The organism is Shewanella sp. YQ_9, assembly GCF_043103185.1.
Lineage (GTDB): Bacteria > Pseudomonadota > Gammaproteobacteria > Enterobacterales > Shewanellaceae > Shewanella > Shewanella algae.
The window spans coordinates 206,142-230,510 of sequence record NZ_JBICJO010000076.1 but is presented as its reverse complement, the minus strand read 5'-3'; the positions used below and the strand labels follow the sequence as shown (position 1 = coordinate 230,510).

Here is a 24,369-nt window from a genome sequence, read left to right as displayed (position 1 = left end):
TTACCCGGTATACAAAGTTAACACCATGATAACAGCGTTAAATTTTACGTAATGAGCGTTAACTCAAATACTCAAACCCCAGAGCTCGAATGTCTCCCGGCACAGGGATTCGCGAAAATCCGGATGCGCTATGTCGATTAAGGCTCTGGCCCGCTCGCGGATACTGCGGCCCCTGAGGTTGGCACAACCATATTCGGTGGCAATATAGTGCACATGGGCCCGGGTAGTCACCACCCCGGCACCTGGGCTCAGCACAGGCGCGATACGGGAAACCGCGCCATTGGCGGCCGTGCTCGGCAGGGCGATAACCGAGCGCCCGCCGGGAGAGAGACCGGCGCCGCGAATAAAGTCCATCTGCCCGCCTACCCCGGAATAGATTCGGGTACCTATGGAGTCGGCGCACACCTGGCCGGAAATATCCACTTGCAGCGCCGAGTTGATGGCCATTACCTGCGGGTTGCGGCGGATAACCGAGGTGTCATTAACCTGCTCTATATCCAGAAACAGTACTTCGGGGTTGTCATCGACAAAGTCATAGAGGGCGCGGCTGCCAAGCGCAAAGCCGGTGACCAACTTCCCCGGATGCACCTTCTTGCGGCTGTTGTTAATCGCCCCGGAGCGATAAAGCGCCAGAATGCCGTCGGAAAACAGCTCGGTGTGGATCCCTAAGTTTCGTCTGTCTGCCAACTGCCCCAATACGGCATCCGGAATGGCACCTATGCCCATCTGCAGGCAATCGCCGTCTTCAACCAGAGAGGCCACATGCTTGCCGATAGCCTGGCTGATGGCATCGGCTCCGGCCATGGGGTGTTCGGGCAAAGGCGAACTCTGTTCATACACGGCGGCAAAGCGGTCATAGGGTACAAAGCTGTCGCCATGGGTGCGCGGCATTTGCGGGTTGATATGGGCTATGATGCGGCCGGCCACATCACAAGCGGCGCGACTGGCTTCGACACTGATCCCCAGCGAACAGTTGCCATGGCTGTCCGGCGGTGACACCTGTACCAGCGCCGTATCTATGGGTTGCTCGCCGGAGCGAAACAGCTTGGGCACCTCGGATAAAAAGACAGGCACATAATCCGCCTCGCCACTGGCCAGCAGGGCGCGGGTCGGGGCGCCGCCAAAGAAACAGCGATGGCGCAGATGCCCCTTGAGCTCGGGCACACTCAACGCCTCGGCTTCCTCGGTATGCAGTTGCAGCAAGGTCAGGTTCTGCCGCGTCATGGCATGCTGTGCCAGCGCCTCCAGCAAGACTCTGGGGGTGGCTCCCATAGAGTGGGTCCAGATATATTCATCATTCCCTATCAGGGATACCGCTTCCAATGCACTGGAACAAACTCTTGGCGCCATGCTGCTTCCTTATTAGCTCGGTGATTTGCTCCTAACCCTAGCCAGTTGCTTTGGGAAGGGCAATCCCTGGCGGCCAGCCAAGGCCCCTTGCCGGTGGAAAGTGGGCGCTACGCCACACTGGGCCTCAAGCCACGTCCAATTTCACAAAAATGCCGCTGCGGCGGATAAGGCGTTTACCCTCAAGGTCTCAGTCGTTAGACTAGCCGGGCCCCAGGCTGCAGCTGCAAGTTCCACTGAGTAGCTGTGCCCGGGCAGGACTCAAGTTTCAAGGAAGTAGTATGTCTCAGTTCGACAAGACCCTCAGCGTCAGCCTCAATCCAGAGGATCCCGCCAGCATTGCCCTGGCACTGCAGCAATACCGGCAACACCTGAACGACGGCAGCGCCTTTCGGCTCAATGGCTCCTTGCTGTTCAATATTGAGTTCGTCAATCAGCAGCAAAGGCCGCTTAACCGTGACGATGCCGGTGCCAACCGCCCCTTGTTGGAACACGCCCTAGATGCTGCCCGCCGGGATCACAGACTCAGCTTTTACACCGAGCCGGTACTCTTTGCCGCAGCGCTGAACTTTCCTGAGTTATTGGACGAGCTCAAGGCCACAGCCGAGGCCATGGTGGCCTTCTCCCGCCGCCGCAACGACTCCAGCGATCTCTTTATCGATGACTACAACGTCTTCGGGGTGGAAGCCCTCTACATGCTGGCCAGGCAATATCCCGAGCTGAGCCATTATCTGGCCGCCTTTCTGGTGCCTTACTGGAACTTGGAAAGCTTCTACCAACCTGTGTTACTGCTGGGCAAACTGGTGGAAGAGTTCGGCTGGCGCCGCGAACTGATCCACGCCTATCTGCACTGTGACGGCGAACAGAATCGCCGCTGCTTTTTCCAGACCACAGAGGGTAATTCAGTCAACCTCAGCCTGCTGGAACATTTTGCCCGGCATCCGGACGATTACCCCTGGTTTAAGGCGCAGCTGCTCAAACGTCTCGAACAAACGCCACTGCTGGCCTATGCCAATGAACAACCGCTTGAACAAACCCAGCCGGTACTGGAGTTCTTCTACAGTCTGGGCGACTGGCCGGTAGAGGCTGACATTGACGACACTGAACTGTGGCGGGATCGGGTCAAGCAGCAATTGATCTTGGGTCGCCGGGTAGAGGATGAAGCGCTTTCCTTGCTGGCGCAGCTGAGCGAGCAGAGCCAACCTCTGGTAATAGTGGCTGAGGCCTGGCGGGAAGACGACCGTCATAGTCTATGGCAAAACGTGGAAGAGCAGGCTCTGGCAGAGGACGATGACTGGGATCAGTATGATAGCGAGCCTGGCTCTGACTATGCCGCGCTATTTTATGACCTGGAAGAGCCGGAAGACTATCTCAGGATTGGTGAGCTGGAAGAGCTGGATGCCGAAGTGGGAGAGGCGATGCTTTGCGCGCTGGCCGAACTGCCCAAGAGCCTTGGCGCCTGCGCCTATGCCGCCTATCGCCTGAGCCGCCTGAACTCGCCGAACAGCTTAAGCCCGGAAGCCGACAAGACCAACGAGGCCGCGGCGCTGCTTCGCTGGCTGGCGCAGCATCTGCCATTACAGTTTCAGCATCATATCTTCTATGAGGGCGGAGAGTACCAAAAGAAAAGGCGTGAACATCGCCTTCTCAAGAGCTGGCTCACGGATATAGACACAGAGGGCGATGTTGCCAAGATGGCTCAAATTGCCTCTGAGATACTCTATACCAGTAAGGACGGAAAGCGTATTGCACTCTTGTGGTCCAATGCCAATAAAGGATTCCAAAACGGCTTGTTGGCACTGTATTTCCTGCTCTGCACCCCGGAGCTCGAAGCGCCGCAGTGGCAGGCCTTGAAAACCCTTGCACAAAGGCACTGGCAGCTATGGCTGACGTTGGATCCGCTACAACTGATTGAAAAAATTTATTATTGCTGGGCTGACTACGCCTTCTATCCGGCCATTGACGATGAGCATATCGAGGCCGAATTGCGGCAAAACCTGCTCAAGCTGGGTGTCAGCGAGGCGCAGCTCAATGCTCATTGCCTGCTGACAGCACAACAAGTGGCTGCCTATCGCCCGGCCGATAAACGCTTCTGGCAAAGTTATATCACCAGGCTTAGCCGGTTTGCCGAAGCCGACCCAGAGGATAACAGCATGATAGGCCGCCGCCTCTGGCAGCAACAACAGCAGCTGTTGCAAGCGCTTGACTCTGGCCGCGAGCTGCCGAGGCTGAACTTTTTTGGCCATCTCAAGGCCAACTTCCCCGAGACTCCCTTGCCGCAGGCGTTTTTCGAACTGTTTGATCTTTGCCTGCGGCAAAGCTTCAGCAAATCATTTACCGAAGAGCAGGCGCAAAGCCTCTGCCGCCAACTCAAGGCTTATCTGGCGTCGGGCGAAGGGCTTGAGCCCTTGACGCCCCAAGCCACGGCCGAGTTACAGGACTGGGTGCCTTGCCGCTCGGACGACCCCGCCGATGCGGCTGAGCTTAGCGACTTTGTCTGGCTATTGCCCGAAGCGCAGGGGCGAGGTTTGGCCCTGTTTCTCGCAGGCCTTGGAACCCAAAGCCTGTATTGGCTTCACCGGCCGAGTGTGGAGACGGCCTATGTCAACCACCTCATTGCTGAGGGTAGTCTCTCAATGGCGCAACGCTGGGAAGATCAAAGCGTAGGACACAAGCGTCACAGCGACTATGACACAGGGTTAGCCTTTCAGGTTGCCAAGGAAAACTGGGCCCTCTGCTGGCTCGACAGCATAGGCGTAGCGCCGCAGAGCACTGTCTATTTCGCCGTAAGCCAAGGCCGCGCCCCGGCGCCCTTCCTCAAACATTTGGCCGATGAGGGCCGACTGCCGGAGACCTCGCAGCTCTTGACCATAGACGAACGTGTACAACTGCTGAAGTTGCTGGCACAAGCCGGGGTTGACGCCGAGCTTTTCAGCTCCTTCCTGCAAGACGAGTCAGCCGCGGTCCGGCAACTGGCCAAAGATTTGGCGCAAGGCTCTTAAGGAAGGCATTGATAAAAAGCAGTTGGGAACCCCCCAATAAACGAGTAATAACAGGATAACTGCCGCGCCCTGACTCATGGCGCGGTCGCCGGTTGTTTAACAGGAAGTGCCTTACAGGCAGCGACCGGCAAAAGCATTAATTTAATATCAAGGAAGCAATATGTCCCAGTTCGACAAAACCCTCAGCATCAGCCTCAAGCCACAAGATCCCGCCAGCATCGCCCAGGCGCTGCAGCAATACCGGCAACACCTGCACGATGGCAGCGCCTTTCGTCTTGAAGGCTCCCTGCTGTTCAACATCGAGTTTGTCAACGAGCAACAGCAGCCACTCAGCAATGACGATGCCGGCGGCAACCGCAACTTGCTGGTGCATGCACTCAGCGCCGCTCGAGCGCACCACACCTTTAAATATTGCACTGAAGCCGTGCTGTTTGCCGCAGCGCTGAACTTCCCCGAGCTATTGGACGAGATCAAGGCAACAGCCGAGGCCATGGTGGCCTTCTCCCGCAGTCGTAACGACTTTAGCGATCTCTTTCTCGATGACTACAACGTCTTCGGGGTGGAAGCCCTCTACATGCTGGCCAGGCAATATCCCGAACTGAGTCATTATCTGGCCGCCTTTTTAGTGCCTTACTGGGATTTGGACAGCGGCTACACACCCGTGGAACTGCTGGGCAAACTGGTAGAGGAGTTCGGCTGGCGCCGCGAACTGATCCACGCCTATCTGCACTGTGATGGCGAACAGAGCCGCCGCTGTTTTTTCCAAACCGCCGAGGGTGATCCAGTCAACCCCAGCCTGCTGGAACACTTTACCGAGCATGCTGACGATTACGCCTGGTTTAAGGCGCAGCTGCTCAAACGTCTGGAGCAAACCCCGCTGCTGGCCTATGCCGATGAACAAACGCAGGAAGAAACCCAACCAATACTGGAATTCTTCTACAGCCTGGACGACTGGCCGGTAGAAGCGGAACTTGAAGACACTGAGCTGTGGCGGGATCAGGTCAAAAAGCAATTGATCTTGGGGCACAGGGTGGAAGATGAGGCGCTGGCGCTGCAGGATGCGCTCGGCGTTGAGCCCAAGGCACAGGTTGCCGAAGCCTGGCTGATGGACGACAGACTCGCCCCCTGGCAGCAGGATAAAACCGATACCGGCGGCGCCCAAACAGAGCAGGAAAGTGGCAAGAGCTCCGGGCAAACTCAAGGCGACTGCCAACTACCCAGCTTGGAAGAGCTGCCTTTTTTCCTGCTTAGCCATACCTGCAAGCAAAGTGACTTCGCACAGTTGGATGCAGCCATTGCCGATCGTCTGCCGGCGGCACTGGACAAGTTGCCGACCCACCTGGGAGGCGTTGCCTATGCCGCCTATCGGCTCGTCCGCCCCGAGTGCACAGCGGCAGAAACCCAGGCTCTGCTTGGTTGGCTGGAGCAGCATTTCCTCACTGCCTATATGCGTGTCTTCAATCGGCATGGTGGCAGCTTCAATAGCGATAATCCGCAGCATTTGACACTCAAGGCCTGGCTCACTGAGGCCAAGGAGCAGCAGGATGCAGGCACTATGGCCGCCGTTGCCGATTCGCTACTGGACAAGGATGGCGGAACCCGCGGAAGCCAGATAAGCCAGCATCAAGCGGCCTACTGGTTGTTTTTCCCGGACGATGGTTTCCAGTGCGGCCTGCTCAGCCTGTTTTTCCTATTAAATAGCCAACTGCCACAGGCTCACACCGAACTGCAGATCCTGGCCAAGCGCCACTGGCAACTGCTTTTGAAACTGGCGCCTATGGTGCTTATCAGCCGCATCAGTCAGTTTTACGCAAACTATGAGGGATATGCCGCCATAGATGATCCGCAGACAGAGCAGAGCCTGCATCAAAAACTGCTGGCACTGGGAGTCAGCGAGGCGCAGCTGGATGCCCATACTTTGCTGCAAGACAGGCGTATCGCGCGCTATGCGCCGGCCAACGAGCGCTTCTGGCAACGTTACCTGGAGCGATTGGCAAGCTTTGCCGAAGGCGATCCCGAAGATAACAGCATGATAGGCCGCAGCCATTGGCTGGCTCAGCAAAAGCTGTTGGATGCCCTAAACTATTGCGATGAAACGGCCATGCTGGGGTTTATTGCCGATCTCAAGGCCTGTTTCCCGGAGCGCCCCTTGCCGCAGCAAGCCTTTGAGCTATTTAACCTCAGCCTGCAACGTGGTCTGGAGCAAAGACTCAAACCGGCAGCGGCGAAGGCTGTCTATGACAAGTTACAGGCCTATTTGCAAAGCGGCGAAGGCTTGGAAAACCTGACACCACAAGCCTTGAAACTGCCGGTTCTACAAGGTTGGGATCCCTATAGCGATTATCGCGGCAAGGTTGGCGTGGCAGACTTTGTCTGGCTGTTGCCTACCGAGATGGGAGAGCGACTGGCACTGTTTCTCAGCGGTCTTGGGAAACGAGGGCTGCACTGGTTGGGCTGTCCCAGTGTCAGGGAAGCCTATGTCAACCATTTGGTTGCCGAAGGCCATCTGAATATGGCCGAGCGTTGGCAGGATGAAGCGCTTGGGCACTCAAGCATAGGCGATGTCGATGTGAGCCTGCAGCTTGAAGCCGACAAGGAATTCTGGGCGCTACTCTGGTTGGATAGGATAGGTGTGACGCCACAGGCCACTGTGTATTTTGCCATGCACGAAGGGCGGCAACCTGAGTCTTTCATTATTCACTTGGCCAGCCAGCAGCGGCTGCCGGATATGTCCAAGCTGCTGACCGCAGATGAGCGCAAACGCCTGCTGGAAATCATCGCCAAGTTTGATTGTCTGACCGAAGAAAACGCAGAGCCATTCAAGCAAGACGAGTCGAGCGTCGTCAAGCGTGTGCTGGGCAAGTTGTTTTAAGGCTAAAGAGGCGTTGCCGATTAGCGCGGCAACGCCTCTTTGAGATAGTCTCAGCTGCCTTTGAGTGAGCGCAGGAACAAACCTATGCCACCTGTCAGCAATACCAGGATCACCAAGAGATCAAAACTGCTCATGCTGCGCAGGCTAAAGTGAATGGTAGAGATCACCCCGAAGATCATCGCTGTGATAGAGCCAATCGCCAATAACCAGCCAAGAATATTCTTGCCGTTATAGAAAATCATCCCAACCCCCAGAATAAAGGGCACCAGGATCATACCACCTGTGATCCCCCACTGGCTGCCAAACGCGGGGACACCATACAAGCGGGTGCCCAGACCAAAACTGCTGGATACCCTAATGGCGTTGAGCAGCATGTAACCACCACCACACATCATGATAAGGCCAATAAAAAATTGACCGACACCGCCGGAACTCCCTCCCGCTCCATTCATGTAAAACATCCTATATTCAATTGATTTATGCGGCGAAAATTCTAGCCGTTTTAGGCCCGGGCGGCAAACCGGGCCATAAGGTTACGAGTCGCGGCCGTTGAGGCGTTCAATAATCTGCGCCTTGGCTTCTTCCTGCGCCTGCTGCGCTTCCTCTTCCTGTTTCTGCCGCATCAGTTCGTTGAAGGTAATACGGGCAGCCTGAGCTTGCTCCGAGGCTTGCAGCTTACGTTCCTTCGCCGCCATGGCTTCATCTGTGAGGCGCTGCAACTCGGCAAGTGACTCATCGGGCGCATCCCCCAACTCCAGGTGCGACTCACTGCGGCTCAAGGCTTCACGGCGCAGCTGTTTTTTCAGCTCCCAGATGGCATCCAGGGCTTCACGCTCGGCGTCGGCGGCTTCAATGGCGCTGTCCCGCAATTGCTCAAACTTGGCCAGCGCCTGGCCTTCACGGCTCCAGGGATCGACCTCAGGCAGATCCGAAATATTAATCACGGGATCCTCGTAACCATCCTGATGACTCAGGTCCAACATGGCCGCCTTGACCCCGGACATCATCAGCATCACGGCTATCACCAAGAGTGGCAAACCACCAACGATAGCCGCTGTCTGCAAGGTAGCGAGCCCACCCATAAACATCAGTACCGAAGGCATAAAAGACAGAGTAAAGGCCCAGAACAAGCGGTTCCAGCGCAGTGGTTCCTCGGTGACATTGTTTTGCACCACAGACGCCAGAATATAAGAGATGGAATCAAAGGTAGTAGCGGTAAAGATGATACACAGGAGGGTGAAAACAGCGATCACCAGATAGCTGAACGGCAACTGCTCCAATACGGCGAATATCGCCCTGGTCGCCCCTTGATCATTGAGGATCGCCACCACATCCAGCTCACCGGATAATTGCAACGACAAGCCGAAGTTACCCAAGATCATAAAGTACATGGCACAGCCCAGAGAGCCGAAGAAAATCGAGCCGGCCACCATCTGTTTGATGGTTCGGCCACGGGAGATCCGCGCCACAAACAGTCCCATGCTGGGGGCAAACACCAACCACCAGGCCCAATAGAAGATGGTCCAGTCCTGAGGGAAGTGGGTGTTCTCAAAGGTGCCCAAACCACCGAAAGGCTCGGCCCAGGTCGCCATGATAAAGAAGTTGCTCAGCATCCGCCCCAGAGAGTCCAGGCCGGTTTCCAGCATAAAGATGGTTGGACCGGCAAACAGAATAAATGCCAGCAGCGCCAGCGCACCCCAGAAGTTGATATTACTCAGCACCTTAATGCCTTCATCCATCCCCTTGTAGGAGGAATAGGCAAACAGCGCTGTGCACAAAAGTAATACGGCTATCTGACTGCCTGTGGTCGATGGCAGATCAAACAGGTAACTCAGGCCTTCGTTGATCAGTGGCGCCGCCAACCCCAGAGTGGTAGCCGCCCCACCGAGCAGACCGAAGATAAACAATACATCGATAAACTTGCCGAGCTTACCGTGACTGCGGCCTTCACCTATGACAGGCATCAAGGCCGCCGACACCTTGAGCACTGGTTGCCTGCGAACATAAAAGAAGTAAGCGATGGGGATGGCCGGGATCAAATAGATGCTCCAGGCGATGGGCCCCCAGTGGAATATGCCGTAAGTGGCGGCCCAGCGCACGGCTTCTTCACTGCCGGCTTGAAGCTGGAACGGCGGGTGTTGATAGTAATAGGCCCACTCAATAGTCCCCCAATAGAGGATGCTGGCGCCTATACCACCGCAAAACAGCATTGCCGCCCAGGAACCTGTGGCAAACTCGGGTTTTTCATCGGCATCGCCGAGCTTAATCTGACCGATATCCGAGAAGATGATATAAATCATGAAGAAGAATGCCGCCAAGCCGAGCGACAGGTAAGCAAAACCCAACTTATCCGTCATAAACGCCTTGGCCACGGCTATCCATTCGGCGCCTTCTGCAGGAAATAGAGCCAGCGGGATCACCACCGCGAGCAGCAAGCCCAGGGCGCCAAAGAAAGTGGTTTTATCTATGAGTTCGAAGTGTTTTTTCATATTTTTGCTCTTCTGTTCGTCCCCGTTCGGGAGCTGGGGCCGCTGCTGGACCCATGCCGGATAAAATAGGCGCAAGTGGCCATTCAGTCGATTATCTTTATCCGGAAAACGTACGAAAAGTGACGTAAATCAATAGGATGTTACATGATGAGATGTTTGTGTCCAGCTTGTATGAATTGCTGAATCGCTCAGTCGTTGCTGATTAAAGCGCCTAAGACCATAAGGATTTATGCTCTTGATTGCAAGTTTGCCCAGTCTGGGAGGTGTCATTCATAAAAGCCAAGGGGCCCACAGTCACAGGGGCCCCATACAGACAAAGTACCAACAACCGGCAGAATCTGGCTGTCAGTCTGCCGCTTCGCTACTGCTTCAGCTTCATCCAGGCGGCCTGGGTTTCACGACTGCTTCTTGGGTCCTTTGGCACCAGCCAAAGCAGCATCATATTCAGCAGTGAAGTCGAGAGCATAGCTCCCCAAAGCAGCATGAGAGAGAGTGTGATAAGGATGTAACTGGCGTAGGAGTCCATAAAGGACAGGGCCAGACTGATCACCACACCACTCCCGGGTAATAACAGCAGAGTAATAAACAGCATCAAACATACCGTCTTGGCGACTGACCACCCCAGATTACGAGCCCTGCGACTGATAATCCTGTAGCCGAAATAGAGGCTGGGCAGTAACCAAAACATGATGAGCGTCCCTGTCCCCTGCCCTTCAAGCCGCAGCAGAGAGCGCAACGCAAAAGAAGGGGAACCGGAAGTTTGCACCATAAAGATTAGACATCCGAGAAACAATCCGTTGCAGATCCCCAGTATCATGCTGCTGCGAAAGAAAGCCAACGCCGGCGTCTGACGATCGGGATCGCACCCCTTACGATGAGCCAGTAAAGGGTGTTCCGGTTCAACTTTTACCAAGGGAGAACGAAACAGGTAAATCAATAACTGCGCCACCAGCCAAACAACAGCGCAGCCCAAGGCAAACATCAAGCCAAGCCAAGGCATAGTCTTGTCAAACTGGATCATGCTCAGTAGCGTTGGATAAGAGAAGCCGAACAGGATGTTCACCAATGCCAGAGGCACACCGCCCAAATACCCGAACGCCCGTCGACCAATAGCAATATGCGCTGCCAGCAACCCCGCACCTATGCTGAGTTGTAGCCCAGTTGCCAAGATAGCCAACAGTGAAATAAAGAAGTCGACCTCTTGGATTGCCAGCAGCAGTGAAGGTGAGAACATGTACACCAGTTGCCACTGATAATGGATAGCCAGTATGGGCAGCAGCGCAATAAAATAGCGACTCCGGTCGCGGGCTTTTTCCGCCCCGCCAAACTCTGGCTGAACAAAGAGATCGCTAATCACCCTCGCCATGCTGTTGGCCGATTGTCTCAATCCCATTCCTCATCCTCCTCGGTATCAGAGTGCAAGCTCAAAAATGCTTGCCATTCAGGGCGGTCGCCATGGCGCAGACTCAATTGATACAAGGCATCGCCTTCACCACCAAAGAAGTTTTCATGGTCAACATCCAGTGCATTGCCGTATTCGGTAATAAGAGGCAGGTACTGCACATCCTGTAATCCCAACTGCAAGGCACAACTGGCCAGCGGCGTCCCCCAGTTGGCGCCATCACATTGATCACTGCCGTCAAAACCGCGGCAAAACTGCTGCAGAATTTGCGCCATCAGCGGCAAGGCTTCGGCATGACAGGCTGAACGTTGGAAAAAACGGGCCTCATCCCATTGCTGTTTACCATCGGTAAACCTAAAGGCCAAGGTCTTGCCGTGCAACAGCTTGCTGCAATCCTGAGTCAGTGACTGCAGTTGGCGCAGCGCGTCGAGTTGGCCTTCGGTACTTTCGAGATCGGCAACCTTTATCAGCGTATGTCCAAAGCATTGCAGCGCCTGGCGCTGCGCCTCACTCAGCCTCCAGTTGTGCTGCCAGTGACAGGACTCCAGGGATAACGGGATAGGGCTGCCTTGCCACTGTGCAGGCTCAGGGAAAGGGCAGCGCAGCAGTTCTTCGCGATCCGAGAAGATCAACTCTGTACCTACATGCAGCAGTTGCCCCTTTGCCAAGAGGGTCAAAGGCGGCGTTTGCGGATCCAATGCCAACCTGACCACCAAACCATCAGACCAACTCAGCCACAGCCCATCGGCCTGCCAGATAGAAGTATCCAACTGTTCGAGATGGAAAAGCGCATCCTCTTCGTCTTCACAAAGCCGCACAACTCCGGCCTCCGAGCACTCACCATTGTCGAGATTGAGCCATTCAACTCCAATGACAACACCCGCATCTGTCTCTCGAATCACTGGGATGGCCGCCAGGGCTCGTTGCGGACAAACAGCAATCGCCCCAGGTTCAGGGTCCCATTCAAGCACCGAATCGTCCAGGAGAAATACCTTGAACTTCACCCCTTCTCCCTGGATATCAATGCGAACCATGTAGTGCAGTTCTTCGTCTTCATCTATGACATGCATAAGCAGGCTGTTGTCCGGCCCGGCATAAAGACGTTGATTGAGATTGGTGTTATTCAAACAAAAGTAAGGCCCATCTTCATCCAGATAGTCATAACCACCGCCAAAACAATCTTCGTCATACAGCTGGGCTGAAATCTCGCTGACAGCGCTAACTTCAGGAATAAGAGGCAGGCGTTGCAAGGTTAAGTCCGTATCCTTGTCCATCTCATAAAACAGCACCAGCAAGGCATCACCATCACTGTTGACAACACCCTGTACACTACCAAATTTGCTTTTATAATCATGCAGTAAACGGCATTGCTGCTGCGAGGGATCGTACAGATAGAAAGCGCCAAATTGGTTGCCAAAAACACAGGCGCCATCCCGGGTTTGCCCTTTCAGGGTCACCAGTCCCTTGGATGAACTCAACTCGGCAGCCCAAAGCAGTTCGGTGCCACCTTCATCGAACGGACGCATCTGCAATAGATGGAGAACCGGGCCACCTATATCAGACTTTACTTTCAGCAACCTGGGTCCCAATTCGCTGGCCCGAGCGTATCTCTCTGGATACGGGGCAAAATCCAAAATCTCAATCACAAAACAACCCTTTGTTATTTATGATAATTACCTTTAGTTAATCATCATTTCATTGATAATCGTCTTCATCCTGACGGCTCATTTCATATGGCAAGCGGCGGTTAAAGTCCTCGCCGCCAGGGGTATCGGCATACTTGCCGAGCAAGGTATCCAGATTGCCATCCTGTTGGAAAAACAGCTCATGATCGACATCGATACAGTTGAGGTATTGGGCCACCAGCGGCAGATATTGGCTGCCGGCCAATCCCAATTGCAACGCACAGTCGGCCAGCGCCGGCTTGCTGATGTGTGGATCGCTGTAACAGTAATGGAGCCGCTCATTGGCAATGAATAGCCCCAGCAGACGCGCCATATAGTTCCGGCCTTCCAATTGGAGGGCCACAGCCTCAAAGAAGCGCGCCTCATCCCAGCTTTCGTCGGCATCATAAAAACCGAGGCGCAAGTCTTTACCCGACTTGAGCGATTCAAAATCTGTCAATGCCCGCAGCACCAGCTTGTCCAAGGCCTCAAGCCTCGCACTCGCTGACTGCAGATCCCTGACTTCGATTCGCGAAAAACCAAGCAAAGGGGGAACTGTATCCTGCACCTGGGCCTGGGCATGGAAGCTGCTCCATTCTGTCTGCTGTAATTGCACAGCAAAGCTCGCGTCCATGGCGGCGGGCACTTGGTTCATCTGGCTGGCCAGATCCAAAGTGGGGTTGGGATTGACGCGCCACAGATAATGCCAGTCGGTCAGCAAAGCTCCTTTGCCGAGGAACTTCATGCCCTCCTCGTCGTATAAGTCATCTTCGCCATCCGGGAGATACAGGGGTGAGCGCCACTGCCCGTCCAGAGAAACCTTGCGGGTCGCGCCGCCATGCCAGCCAAGCCAAAGCGCCGCTTCGTCATTGCAGTAGGCAATATCATCCAGCTGTAGCCAGAAACGCCCCTGCGCCTCTTGCCAGTCGAGATTGTCGACATCGGCCGGGGCCATCAGCATGTCGGCGTCATCGGCCAGTTGCTCACGGGTAAATTGACGCACGCAAAAACGGCCTATCTCGCGGCCAAGGCGCAAGTCGATGCGCTGCAACTGATACGCCAGCGCCTCGGTTTCAGCATCGGCTACCCGGCTCAACTCCATGGCCGGCAGGGTAAGCTCACCACGCTCACTGTCCAGCGCTAGGGCACACTCCCAGAGCGCTTCATTCCCCGGCGGATTGGGCAGAGGCATGGCCGCCACCTGCAAGGGCTCGGAATAACGGCCCTGCCATTGAACTTGGTTAATGCTACTACCTACGGGGTTACTACCTACGGGGTCACTGCCCACGACAGCCATAGGGTCCAGCCGCAGCAAAAACTGCCAGGCCTGGGGCCGACGACGCCTACTGCGGTGACAATGCAGGATCAAGCAGTTATCCGGCCCGGCATAGAGGCGATCGGTAAAACTCAGCCCCATGCTATCCGGCAGTCCGGTCTCATCGACCTCGGCCCAAGGGCTGCCCTGATTATCCACCTCATCATTCAGCTGCATGGCAGCCGAGGGCGAGAGGTCCCTGTCCTCCAACCAGTACCAGAGCGTTAAGTCATAACAGCAGCGCCGGTCATTTTCGCCCAGTGATGCCAGGGTTCGGCCATCACTCAATACCGCGACTTTGAGATATTCCATCCCGGTATGAGCCAAAAACTCCTGCTGCCGACGCGCCAGATCCACCAAGTAGATACAGCCCTGCTGATCCCAGATAACGCAGCTCTGCTCACGCCCCGGCACCCCATGGAAACAGCCACTGACCTGCATAGTGCCCTCGGCCATGGGAAAGTCTGTGCTCCAGACGAGCCGATAACCCGAGCCTGTATCTGCCGCTTCATAGAGATACAGGCAAGGGCAGCCATTGTCCGCATCGATGTAGATGAGTTTCCCGTCGCCAACCGGCGAGCATGTGAATGACATATTTCCTCGTTCTTCAGATCATAGGGCTCTGGCTTTAAGCTGGGGCGATACACTTGAGACAGAGCCACACAAAGCGTGTTGTTGCATTGAACTCAGTCCAGATAAGCCCCATCCTCGAGGCGAAGCTCGGCAGGTAAGAGGTCGTAAAACTGCTTACCCTCCAGGGTATCGGCATACTTCTCCAGCAAGTCATGCAAATGGCCGTCCTGCTGGAAAAACAACTCATGATCCAGATCGATACACTTAAGGTAGCGCGCCACCATAGGCAAAAATCGACTGTGACTCAAACCCAGTTGCAACGCACAATCTGCCAGCGCCGGCTTACCCAGTGCCGGGTCACTAAAGCAGTTGTGGCATGATTTGTCGCGTATGAATGAGAGCAGCAACTGCAACATCAGATTCCAGGCTGGCTCCTGAGTCACGACGGCTTTAAAAAATTGCGCTTCATCCCAGCTCTCATCGGCATCATAAAATCCAAAGCGCAGGTCTTGGCCTGATTTGAGAGATTCATAACCACGCAAGGCCTCGCTCATCAAGGTCGTCAGAGCCTCGAGTCTGGCACTCTCGGATTGCAGATTGTTGACCTCAATCCGTTTATATCCAAGTAGAGGGTGGATCTCCTGCGGTTCTGCAGTTGCACTATTTAAGCTGCGCCAGTATTCGCTGCTTGTAGCAATGTCGCAGCTCGCTTCCATGGCAGCCGGTTCAGTATCTAGCCGGCTGGCCGCATCCAAGGCTGGATTGGGATTGAAACTCCACAGATACTCCCAGTCGGTCAGCAAAGCGCCACTGCCGAGCAGATTCATTTCATCGGCATGGTATAAATCACGCTTGCCATCGGGGAGATAAAGGGGCGAGCGCCACTGCCCGTCCAGAGAAACCTTGCGGGTCGCGCCGCCATGCCAGCAAAGCCAAAGCGCCGCTTCGTCGTTGCAGTAGGCAATATCATCCAGCTGTAGCCAGAAACGCCCCTGCGCCTTTTGCCAGGCCAAATTGTCTAAATCGGCCGGGCCCAACAGCATGTCGGCATCGCCGGCCAGTTGCTCGTGGGTATAATGACGCACACAAAAACGCCCTATCTCGCGGCCAAGGCGCAAGTCGATACGCTGCAACTGATACGCCAGCGCCTCGGTTTCAGTATCCTGCGCCCGGCTTAACGTCATTGCCGGCAGGATAAGCTCGCCGCGCTCACTGTCCAGCGCCAGGGCACACTCCCAGAGTGCCTCGTTTCCTGGCGGAGTGGGCAGAGGCATGGCCGATAATTGCAAGAGTTCGGGATAACTTCCCTGCCATTGAACTTGGCTAAGAGCACTGCCCACAACAGCCATGGGGTCCAACCGCAGCAGGAATTGCCAAGCCTTCGCCTCATCGCGCTCACTGCGGTGACAGTGCAAGATCAAACTGTTATCCGGCCCGGCAAAGAGGCGATCGGTAAAACTCAGCCCCACTCTGTCCGGCAGTCCGGTCTCGTCGACCTCGGCCCAAGGGCCGCCCTGATTATCCACCTCATGGTTGATACACTGAACGGCCGAGGGCACGGGAGCATCGCCATCCCGCCAGTGCCAGAGACAGACTTCGTAGCAATAACTAGACTTATTTTCACCCAATAATGCCAGTGTTCGGCCATCACTCAATACCACGACTTTGAGGTTTGCTATCCCAGTTTCGGCGAGTAGTTGCTGCTGCCGTTGCGCCAGGTCCACCAAATAGAGACAGCCCTGCTGATCCCAGATAACGCAGCTCTGCTCACGCCCGGGTACTCCCTGAAAACAGCCACTGACCTGCATAATGCCCTCGGCCTTGGGAAAGTCTGTGCTCCAAATGAGCCGATAACCCGAGCCCGTATCTGCCGCTTCATAGAGATACAGGCAAGGGCAGCCATTGTCCGCATCGATATAGATGAGTTTACCGTCGCCAACCGGCGAACTTGTGAATGACATACTTCCTTATCCTTTTCTCATAAATGACAGTTACTTATAGTCATCATCGTCGTCAAATTCGTCATAGTCGCCTTTCTCGGCCAGCTTAAACTCCGGGTCGTTATAGGGGCTTGGGACCGCCGCCAGGAAAGCCGCCAACTCTTGCGAGCCCTGATGTTCGGCAAAGATCACTTTCAAGGTGCGATTGATATGAAATGGATGCACAGGCAAGGCGCTGAGAACATTGAAATAGTCCGCGAGTTGCGGCAGTGCCTGCCTGTGCTGGCTGAGCGCCAAGGCAGCCTCGGCCAGCACTGGCTGCCCCTTGGCTCCCAGCAAACATCTGGCCTGGGGCAGACGGCAGTATGCCGCCAGGATGGCCGCTATCAACTCAGGCCCCTGCTCCAGACGCACGGCATAGTGGAAGAAGTCGTATTCACTGTGCCGATTCCCCAAACCATCGACAAAGGCAAACCAAAGCCTGCCAGGCTCAGTAACTGCACTATGAGTTATTTTCTGCTTCAAGCGGTCAAGCCAGCCGGCTCTGGTTGTTACTGAGGCTAAGGGCGCTCCGCACGCCTCCCCCAGGCTCTGCTCCAATTTGGGGAGCACTGCCAGTAGCTGCTGCAAGAGTTGCAGCCTGCCTTGATTTGATGTCAGATCGTCACAATAGAGAGTCACCCTGCCACTGGGGCAAGGCTCGGCCTGCAGTTGGCTGGGAATTTGCAGCGGCTTGGGTTGATAGCTGCAGCAATTGAGCGGGCACTTTTGCTGTTCGGCAGCCAGCAGGCTCTGGGGCACAGCAGCTTGAGAGTCGATGTCGACCGAGTAGTGACTGGGCTCATCGAGATCACCGAATGCCAACCAGAGCCGCCCTTGGTTAACCCCCTTAATCATGACCAGATCACCACCATAGTGGCTCAAGGGGCGCCACTGCCCCGCCGCATCTTGGCTGCCCAGTTGGTACAGAGGGGAAAGCCTCTCGCCCTTCGATGACACCTTTTGCATCACCCCCCCTTTCCAGCCCAGCCAGAAGACTTGCTCCTGCTCGCAAAAATAGCTGCAAGTCAGGCTGTTGATCAGTTGCTGCCACTCGTCGTTATCCTGATGGGATATCTCTCCGGCGGCAATCCGCTCCAGCGCCTCCTGAACCGTTTCGGCATCATATTCATCACAGATATCGGCCATGGCCGGCAAACGCACCCCGGCATCGATTTGACGGCCGAGATTCATATCTATCAGCTGCAACCTGGCTTCGTAACGCACAGGCTCGCCCTCGGTCTGATGACGGCTCACGCCATCGGCGGCCAGGGTAGTGATAAGGCCGTTGGCACGGTTCTGAAACCAATAATCCTGCGGTGAAACCTGCACTGGAGCCGGTTTCCCCGGCAGAGGCTGTTCGGACCAGGTTTCGTTTGACGGGTCAAAATACACCAGTTGCTGAAAGCGGAAGCGATAACCGCCATGCTCATTGCGACCATAAAAGGCCACGCGTCCATCCCGGGTCAGAATCAGTGACTCAGGCTCGATTTCGGCACTCACAGGCCAATGCTGCACCGGCTCCATGGCCGCGAGATCGACCTTGAGCAAGCTGTGGCCGCGGCGCGCAGCGACGCCCACCCGCCCGACCACCCACAGGGTCTGTTTGTGGCTATCGAGCCAGGCCCCGGGGGTTCCGGAGATTTGTAAATCCAGCACCTGCTCACAACTGCGCGCCTGATAATCGCAGACAAAAAGCAGTCCATTTTGGCCCAAGGCCAGGAAGCGAGTGTCATCCAGCCATTGCAACAAGGCCAGCTCGCCATCCTCGGTTCCCGGCAACTCACATTGCCACAACAGGGTGTCGGCCTCATCAACGCTCTGGATAACCTGAATAAGCTCAGGGCCGATAAAAAACAGCTTGGCCTGTTGCAGGCGGATATTGGTTCTTACATTGGCATTCATTGAGTTATTCCTGTGATTTGCAATCAGGCGGGGGAAATCGGCCAGGGCAAATCCTGGACAAAACGGCGATATTGGCGGCTCTTGAGCAGCCCCTGGCCGTGACGCCGTTGAATAAGCGGCACTGAGTGCTGTTGATGGAAGGCGGCGCCTGGACCATCAGCCAGCATATTGAAGTAACGGGCCAACAAAGGCAGATAAGCTATGTCATCACCGGCCAGCGCCAGCACTGTGTCCGACAAGGCCGGCTTGTCGGCGCCGCTGCGCAGACTTGCCGCATCGGGATAGGCCAGCAGCTTCTCAACGGCTTCGGCCAACAGCTCGGCACCGCCCGGCACAACTATCAGCGCGGCCACAAACTGCGCCTCGGTCCATTCACTGCCATTTCTGTCATTAAAGCGCCACTCCAGGCGCTCACCCTTGGCACTGTTTGGTAAGTCGGCCAGACGGCTGACCATCTCTTTGGCGCTGGCCAGCAAACACTCCCCCATTTCCAGATAATCGGCCTCAATAATATTGAGCCCCGCCTCACCATGGGCCTGGCTCTGCTGCTCACTCATCACTAATTCAGGTTTAGGCCAGAAGTAACAGGGCAAACTCTGGCAATCGGCGTCCCCTGGCAGCATGGGCGTGACAGTACTGGTATCCAGTGCATATATCTCGAACCCCACCAGCAACAAACGATTGGCCGTGGGTGAGGTCAATTGATAGTCATAGTGGTCAAAGGCAACCAGGGCAAAGGGATTGGCTTCGTCGCCGGGGAGTGGGCATTCGTTGGCGCGATAGCGAGGCGACAACGCCTTGAGGCGGAAGTGTTCCTCTGGTGCCAGATAGCCCTTAATCAGCTCGCCACTACGCAACCTCAGCCAAAAAGCGGCTTCATCCCGGCAAAGACGGATACCACTCAGCCCGTCAGACAGGCTTTCGAGCGCGTCAGTCAGCTCTTCTTCATCACAGGCATCTTCACCGCTCCTGAGCGATTCAAGCAAAGTGGAAAACTCATCCGGATCCAACAAGCCATCATGGCTGTCAAACCAAAACACCGGCTGTTGCCAAAGCACGTCAAGGGATTCGAGTGCCACCAGTTGCAACTGCAACCCAATGCGTGGACTGTCACCGCTCTCATCCAACAGACACTCAGAAACCGGCAATAAGGCCAACTGCCGCTCAGGGCAAAGGTGTATGCTCGGGTAACGGCGAGCTTTAAGCAGCGGTTTGCCCTCAATCCGGTGAAATTGGCTCTGGCCATCGACCACATTGGTGCACCAGAAGCCATGCTCTCGCTGCGCCAGAGAGTCGCATTCACGTTCATAGAATAAAAAACAACCGTCTCGGCGCCGCACCATGGTGCTGCCAAGGCGGCGATCATCCAGATATTCAGGCAAGCAGATATCCTTAATCGGCCGCCAGTCGGCCAGCGACCAGCCCAGAAGACAGGGATATTCATCATCCCCTCTTGGCTGCTCGGCCACATACCAGAACTCGCCTCTGTCTTTATCCAGCCAACCATGACCATAGATGCCGACATTTGGCAGATTGACCATCAGCCAAGGTCCGGTTTCGATATCACCGGCATAGATCTGCCCGGAGCAGGTGGCGACCACAAATTCACTGTCGCTGTAGAAGGCGCTCAGCACCACTTTATTCTCGGCCTGGGGCAACTCATACTGCCAAAGCAATTGCTGACGGCCGTCAGCCAGCGGCGTCAACAGCTGCAACTGCGGGGCACCGACCTGCTTCGGGGAATGTAAAATCAATTTGGCAGCTGTCATTTGAGACTCCTGTTGTTAACAGTAAAGAGATAGCCGAGCCCGTAAATCGAAACGGCATAATGAGATAGCCCAAAGGCACCCATCAAACATAAAACCAACTTGGCATGGCTAATGGGGCTTGCCTGGTGCGTATGCAGAGCAAATAAAGGGGAAGGTAACGCTTGGCCTAGATTAACCAGAAGCCTAATGGGAAACTGAACGACAATAGCAGTTTTCAAAACAATCCTTTTCGATGGCCTTAAGGCCTGGGCCCATCCAGGGCTCGCTGATATAAATTCGGCAGGAAGCATAGTGACTATTGGCACACCGGATACAACCGGCGCCGCACATATGGCTTCCTTGGTGGAGAGGTGAATTCTGACGATTATGCCGCCCCATGACAAGCTTGAATGCCAATAAAGTGATGCGAGTCAATAGGGAAGAAACAAAATTTATACAAGAGTCTAACCGGAGAAGACTCATCCGATACCGATGGAGAATAGCGAACAGAGAGCAACCACATTCGGCTGCTCTATCGTTTCAATGAGGCTCAATCTGGAACAAACAAATACTGTAGCGTATTTCAGGCAAATCTGTCGTCGGAAAGGGTTTGCAGTGGATCTTTGCCCTGTTCATACCAACCATCACGGGTATTTTGCACGCAATCAAATGCCTGAATATAAGGCTTGATATCTATGATAGGGGTGCCGTTGAGCATATCGATTCCCTTAACATGAATGCGGTTGCCCTCCAGCCGGTCGATTTCCAGTATCGACAGGCCTATGGGGTTGGGGCGCTTGGGCGAACGGGTAGCAAATACACCGCGCAGTTGGTTATCGAGAAAAGGTTTAACCTTGAGCGCGCCCTGCTTGCATTGATGCAGATGAAACAGCACATAAACATGAGAAAAACCATCGAGGTCCGCCAGCCCTTCGGCATAGTCGGGATGGATCACCAAAACCCCTTGATTATCGGCGACCTTGCTGCCCTGAATCGGCATGTTGGCCAGTTCTGTGTACTGGGTTTCGGCGTGGCCTATGGCGGTAAAGCTGACAACTTGCATAACAACTCCGTTGCAAATACAGAATTGCAGTCTACCTCAGCTTGGCAAAGGGGTCTTCAAAGCAACTCACATTCTTAGGGAAGTGCTTCTTGCAAAGGACTAAGGCCATTTGCGGCTTACAGCCTTGCATCCAGACTTATAAGCCGATGCAGAGCACACATGGTATTTGTTTGCACCTTCCTTAGGGCAGGCTCAGTAAGGTCTCGCCGTGAAAGTACTGTTTTCTGAGACTTTTGACCTCTTCAGAGTTCAACACCTGATCCAAATTAGCTTGAAAGCGCATTACCAGTTCAGGCGGCACCTTGGCACTGAAGGCAAAGCACAAGGGCCTGTGACTCACCTTGACCAAGGGTTGCATTATCTCGGGGTCGTAGCCCCCGCGTCTCAGAGTGCTGAGTAAGGTTAACCTATTGCTGGACAGCAAGCTGGCCCGGCCGCTGTTGAGCACCTTGACTGCCTGCTCCAGGCTACTGGTACGTACCAAAAAAGCCGGATCGAAACCCTGGCTCAGCAGCAACTGCTCGCCGACATCTTCCCTGACGGTTGCCACCAGCAAATGCTTGGCATCCTCCAACTTGGTCAGCGCAGGCGCTGAGCGTTTGAGCGCATAGAGATTCAGCTCCAGGGTGCCAAGGCTGCAGGCCCATTGAAACAGCGGTTCCCTCACCTGAGTACGGGTTGTGGAAAACAGCACCACGTTATCGCGACTCCCCAACATATAGTAACCACGGGCCCAGGGCAGAAGTTCTATGGTCTGGGGCTCTGTACCTGTCCGCCGCCAAACGGCCCGCAGCACATCGGTGGCAAATCCGGATACTTCCCCATTATCCAGGCTGAAGTTATAGGGTGGATACTCTTCCGTGAGATATCTGAGTTGACCAAGCCCCACGGCAGCCTGAACGCTGCAACAATAGAGCAATAGCGGAAGCAGCAAGCGCATAACTATCCCCCGAGACAACAGTATCTATTAAGTGTTGTCAAAGGCGGCTCAATATACAAACCCGGGTTTTAATGTTTAGTAAGCTGTTGTATTCATATGTTTTTTAACAAAACCGTTCGAAAGGAGAGTCCTGGCATTCAGCAAGCCATGTCAGCAGCCCGTAAAGGGCTTGAATTATTTTTCACGACGCCTTGAGCATGGAACACACTTAAAGGCTCTCAAAATGTCGATTTCCCCCCTTAAAATCGCGATTTAAGCACTTCTCAAAACCATGATTTTAAAGGTTTTATTTTTAGTGATATTCCAGAGTGCCGATGTTAGCCTGCAAAGGTTTTTGGGAAGGCGCCAACAAAACCCCTGCTTGTCTGCATAGGCAGAGCTAGCAAAGAGAGTTAGCGCCCTCCCTGGTTAAAGGAAGCCGTATGGATATTATTGATAAAGTTTTTCAGCAAGAGGATTTCTCACGCCAGGATTTGAGTGACAGCCGTTTTCGCCGCTGCCGCTTTTATCAGTGTGACTTCAGCCATTGCCAGCTAAGGGATGCCAGTTTCGAGGATTGCAGTTTCATTGAAAGCGGCGCCGTCGAAGGGTGCCACTTCAGCTATGCCGATCTGCGCGATGCCAGTTTCAAGGCCTGCCGCCTGTCTTTGGCCAATTTCAGCGGTGCCAACTGCTTTGGCATAGAGTTCAGGGAGTGCGATCTCAAGGGCGCCAATTTTTCCCGGGCCCGTTTTTACAATCAAATCAGCCATAAGATGTACTTCTGCTCGGCTTATATCTCAGGCTGCAACCTGGCCTATGCCAATTTGAGCGGCCAATGCCTGGAAAAGTGCGAGCTGTTTGAAAACAACTGGAGCAATGCCAACCTCAGCGGCGCTTCCTTGATGGGCTCCGACCTCAGCCGCGGCACCTTCTCCCGCGACTGCTGGCAACAGGTAAACCTGCGGGGCTGTGACCTGACCTTTGCCGATCTGGATGGGCTCGACCCCAGACGTGTCAACCTCGAAGGGGTCAAGATCTGTGCCTGGCAGCAGGAGCAACTGCTGGACCCCTTGGGAGTCATAGTGCTGCCGGATTAGTTCAAAGACAGACTCAAGCGACAAGCGGGCAAATATCACTTGAGTTCCCGCTTGCAACAGGGCAGATTCAGCTATAGCAGAGCATAACCGCCGAAATGCCGTTTCTCTGCTGTCGCAGCCGGCGTTATACCTTCCCTTCAAAGGAGGCATTATGAAGACTCAACTGCAAGCTGAACTGACCCAGGTCAAGCGCTCTTTGGTAATCACTCAACTGCTTGGGGCCCCCGGCATGTTGCTCATAGGCCTGGCACTCTATGGCCTGGTTGTCGCCGAAGGTGATGCCTTCGCCCCGGCGCTCAATAACCCCATCAACTGCTATCTGCTGATCGCCATAGGCTCGGCCATCGCCCTCTGGGAGGCGTTGAAGGTCATCAAGCTCTCCAAAAAACAAACGCAGATCCTCAAACAGTTGGACGAACTCAACTAAGCCTCAATACCGGCAGGCCACCAACAGCCTGTTATCAGGAGAAAAGCCCATGGAACTGGAAATCCAAGTCACTTTTCGCACTGGAGACAGCATAAGAACCCGGCGTTACAAGAGTGAGCAAGGTGCCCTGCGCGGCATTTGGAAATGGCTCAGCAAGCATCAGGACAAGGCCGATATTCAGGCCAGCTTCTTTTCCCCCGAACTCGGCCACCGCGCCTTTGAGCATCCGGAGCAGCTCAGCGAGTTCGAGCCCAAAACCATAGATAACTTTTATCAATCCAGAGCCTGGCTGGCACTCAGATATCAGGTGCTGCAAACTCACGAACACAAATGTGTAGAGTGCAATCGCACTAAAGCCGAACACAATATAGTGCTGCATGTTGACCATATTTTGCCCCGCAGCAAGTACCCGCACAAAGCACTGGACATTAATAACATGCAAATACTTTGTGAAGATTGCAATCTGGGTAAGTTGGATAAATGATCACTATGACTTGTCGCCCTATTTAGGGTGAGGTATTCTGTAACCTGTTTGTAAAGATTGACTCAAGGAAGAGGGGCGGC

16 protein-coding genes are annotated in these 24,369 nt (G+C 54.7%); 5 read left to right on the top strand and 11 right to left on the bottom strand.

What is annotated here, in order from left to right:
• Positions 1-63: 63 nt before the first annotated feature.
• A complete protein-coding gene (locus tag ACF8D4_RS21610; RefSeq protein WP_107005137.1) occupies positions 64-1,350 on the bottom strand; it encodes an acetyl-CoA hydrolase/transferase family protein in 1,287 nt (428 codons plus the stop codon).
• Between the two features lie 278 nt (positions 1,351-1,628).
• Between ACF8D4_RS21610 and ACF8D4_RS21605 the strand changes: the two genes are divergently transcribed.
• Complete coding sequence (locus ACF8D4_RS21605; RefSeq protein WP_392465206.1) at positions 1,629-4,349, top strand: hypothetical protein; 2,721 nt, start codon at positions 1,629-1,631, stop codon at positions 4,347-4,349.
• 160 nt (positions 4,350-4,509) lie between these two features.
• Positions 4,510-7,221 (top strand): hypothetical protein, encoded by a 2,712-nt coding sequence (locus tag ACF8D4_RS21600; protein ID WP_392465204.1) that lies wholly within the window; start codon positions 4,510-4,512, stop codon positions 7,219-7,221.
• A gap of 50 nt (positions 7,222-7,271) precedes the next feature.
• Here ACF8D4_RS21600 and ACF8D4_RS21595 read toward each other — a convergent pair whose 3' ends face one another.
• From ACF8D4_RS21595 to ACF8D4_RS21550, 10 genes are all read right to left on the bottom strand, one after another.
• Positions 7,272-7,673, bottom strand: coding sequence for a hypothetical protein (locus ACF8D4_RS21595; protein WP_028779543.1), 402 nt, complete (start codon positions 7,671-7,673; stop codon positions 7,272-7,274).
• A gap of 81 nt (positions 7,674-7,754) precedes the next feature.
• Positions 7,755-9,710, bottom strand: a complete 1,956-nt coding sequence (locus ACF8D4_RS21590; protein WP_117199975.1) for a BCCT family transporter — start codon at positions 9,708-9,710, stop codon at positions 7,755-7,757.
• 361 nt (positions 9,711-10,071) lie between these two features.
• On the bottom strand, positions 10,072-11,103 hold the full coding sequence (locus ACF8D4_RS21585; protein WP_392469001.1) for a hypothetical protein: 1,032 nt from the start codon (positions 11,101-11,103) through the stop codon (positions 10,072-10,074).
• On the bottom strand, positions 11,094-12,758 hold the full coding sequence (locus ACF8D4_RS21580) for a hypothetical protein (protein ID WP_392468999.1): 1,665 nt from the start codon (positions 12,756-12,758) through the stop codon (positions 11,094-11,096). The genes ACF8D4_RS21585 and ACF8D4_RS21580 overlap by 10 nt, the downstream gene beginning before the upstream one ends.
• Positions 12,759-12,807: 49 nt before the next feature.
• Positions 12,808-14,685, bottom strand: a complete 1,878-nt coding sequence (locus ACF8D4_RS21575; protein ID WP_392468997.1) for a hypothetical protein — start codon at positions 14,683-14,685, stop codon at positions 12,808-12,810.
• A 92-nt stretch (positions 14,686-14,777) separates the two neighbouring features.
• Positions 14,778-16,625, bottom strand: coding sequence for a hypothetical protein (locus ACF8D4_RS21570; RefSeq protein ID WP_345844514.1), 1,848 nt, complete (start codon positions 16,623-16,625; stop codon positions 14,778-14,780).
• 30 nt (positions 16,626-16,655) lie between these two features.
• The gene (locus ACF8D4_RS21565; protein ID WP_345844513.1) at positions 16,656-18,548 is read right to left on the bottom strand and encodes a hypothetical protein; all 1,893 of its coding nucleotides are present in this window, start codon (positions 18,546-18,548) and stop codon (positions 16,656-16,658) included.
• Between the two features lie 23 nt (positions 18,549-18,571).
• Positions 18,572-20,317 carry a hypothetical protein gene (locus tag ACF8D4_RS21560; protein ID WP_392468994.1) on the bottom strand — a complete coding sequence of 582 codons (1,746 nt, stop codon included), beginning with the start codon at positions 20,315-20,317 and terminating at the stop codon, positions 18,572-18,574.
• 562 nt (positions 20,318-20,879) lie between these two features.
• Positions 20,880-21,359: a tRNA (N6-threonylcarbamoyladenosine(37)-N6)-methyltransferase TrmO gene (gene tsaA / locus ACF8D4_RS21555; protein ID WP_020442393.1), complete on the bottom strand. Its 480-nt coding sequence runs from the start codon at positions 21,357-21,359 to the stop codon at positions 20,880-20,882.
• Between the two features lie 181 nt (positions 21,360-21,540).
• Positions 21,541-22,299, bottom strand: a complete 759-nt coding sequence (locus tag ACF8D4_RS21550; protein ID WP_345844511.1) for a transporter substrate-binding domain-containing protein — start codon at positions 22,297-22,299, stop codon at positions 21,541-21,543.
• A gap of 422 nt (positions 22,300-22,721) precedes the next feature.
• Here ACF8D4_RS21550 and ACF8D4_RS21545 point away from each other — a divergent pair, with 422 nt between their 5' ends.
• The 3 genes from ACF8D4_RS21545 (at position 22,722) to ACF8D4_RS21535 (ending at position 24,289) form a co-directional block, all read left to right on the top strand.
• Positions 22,722-23,378, top strand: a complete 657-nt coding sequence (locus tag ACF8D4_RS21545; protein ID WP_392468992.1) for a QnrA family quinolone resistance pentapeptide repeat protein — start codon at positions 22,722-22,724, stop codon at positions 23,376-23,378.
• Positions 23,379-23,529: 151 nt separating this feature from the next.
• Positions 23,530-23,805 carry a hypothetical protein gene (locus tag ACF8D4_RS21540; protein WP_202880029.1) on the top strand — a complete coding sequence of 92 codons (276 nt, stop codon included), beginning with the start codon at positions 23,530-23,532 and terminating at the stop codon, positions 23,803-23,805.
• Between the two features lie 49 nt (positions 23,806-23,854).
• Complete coding sequence (locus ACF8D4_RS21535; RefSeq protein ID WP_020442396.1) at positions 23,855-24,289, top strand: HNH endonuclease; 435 nt, start codon at positions 23,855-23,857, stop codon at positions 24,287-24,289.
• Positions 24,290-24,369: the final 80 nt, after the last annotated feature.

Bases quoted from the DNA above. Each gene is read 5' to 3' on its own strand.
- ACF8D4_RS21610 (WP_107005137.1), bottom strand. From the start codon at position 1,350: ATGGCGCCAAGAGTTTGTTCCAGTGCATTGGAAGCGGTATCCCTGATA.
- ACF8D4_RS21605 (WP_392465206.1), top strand. From the start codon at position 1,629: ATGTCTCAGTTCGACAAGACCCTCAGCGTCAGCCTCAATCCAGAGGAT.
- ACF8D4_RS21600 (WP_392465204.1), top strand. From the start codon at position 4,510: ATGTCCCAGTTCGACAAAACCCTCAGCATCAGCCTCAAGCCACAAGAT.
- ACF8D4_RS21595 (WP_028779543.1), bottom strand. From the start codon at position 7,673: ATGAATGGAGCGGGAGGGAGTTCCGGCGGTGTCGGTCAATTTTTTATT.
- ACF8D4_RS21590 (WP_117199975.1), bottom strand. From the start codon at position 9,710: ATGAAAAAACACTTCGAACTCATAGATAAAACCACTTTCTTTGGCGCC.
- ACF8D4_RS21585 (WP_392469001.1), bottom strand. From the start codon at position 11,103: ATGGGATTGAGACAATCGGCCAACAGCATGGCGAGGGTGATTAGCGAT.
- ACF8D4_RS21575 (WP_392468997.1), bottom strand. From the start codon at position 14,685: ATGTCATTCACATGCTCGCCGGTTGGCGACGGGAAACTCATCTACATC.
- ACF8D4_RS21570 (WP_345844514.1), bottom strand. From the start codon at position 16,625: ATGTCATTCACAAGTTCGCCGGTTGGCGACGGTAAACTCATCTATATC.
- ACF8D4_RS21565 (WP_345844513.1), bottom strand. From the start codon at position 18,548: ATGAATGCCAATGTAAGAACCAATATCCGCCTGCAACAGGCCAAGCTG.
- ACF8D4_RS21560 (WP_392468994.1), bottom strand. From the start codon at position 20,317: ATGACAGCTGCCAAATTGATTTTACATTCCCCGAAGCAGGTCGGTGCC.
- tsaA (WP_020442393.1), bottom strand. From the start codon at position 21,359: ATGCAAGTTGTCAGCTTTACCGCCATAGGCCACGCCGAAACCCAGTAC.
- ACF8D4_RS21550 (WP_345844511.1), bottom strand. From the start codon at position 22,299: ATGCGCTTGCTGCTTCCGCTATTGCTCTATTGTTGCAGCGTTCAGGCT.
- ACF8D4_RS21545 (WP_392468992.1), top strand. From the start codon at position 22,722: ATGGATATTATTGATAAAGTTTTTCAGCAAGAGGATTTCTCACGCCAG.
- ACF8D4_RS21540 (WP_202880029.1), top strand. From the start codon at position 23,530: ATGAAGACTCAACTGCAAGCTGAACTGACCCAGGTCAAGCGCTCTTTG.
- ACF8D4_RS21535 (WP_020442396.1), top strand. From the start codon at position 23,855: ATGGAACTGGAAATCCAAGTCACTTTTCGCACTGGAGACAGCATAAGA.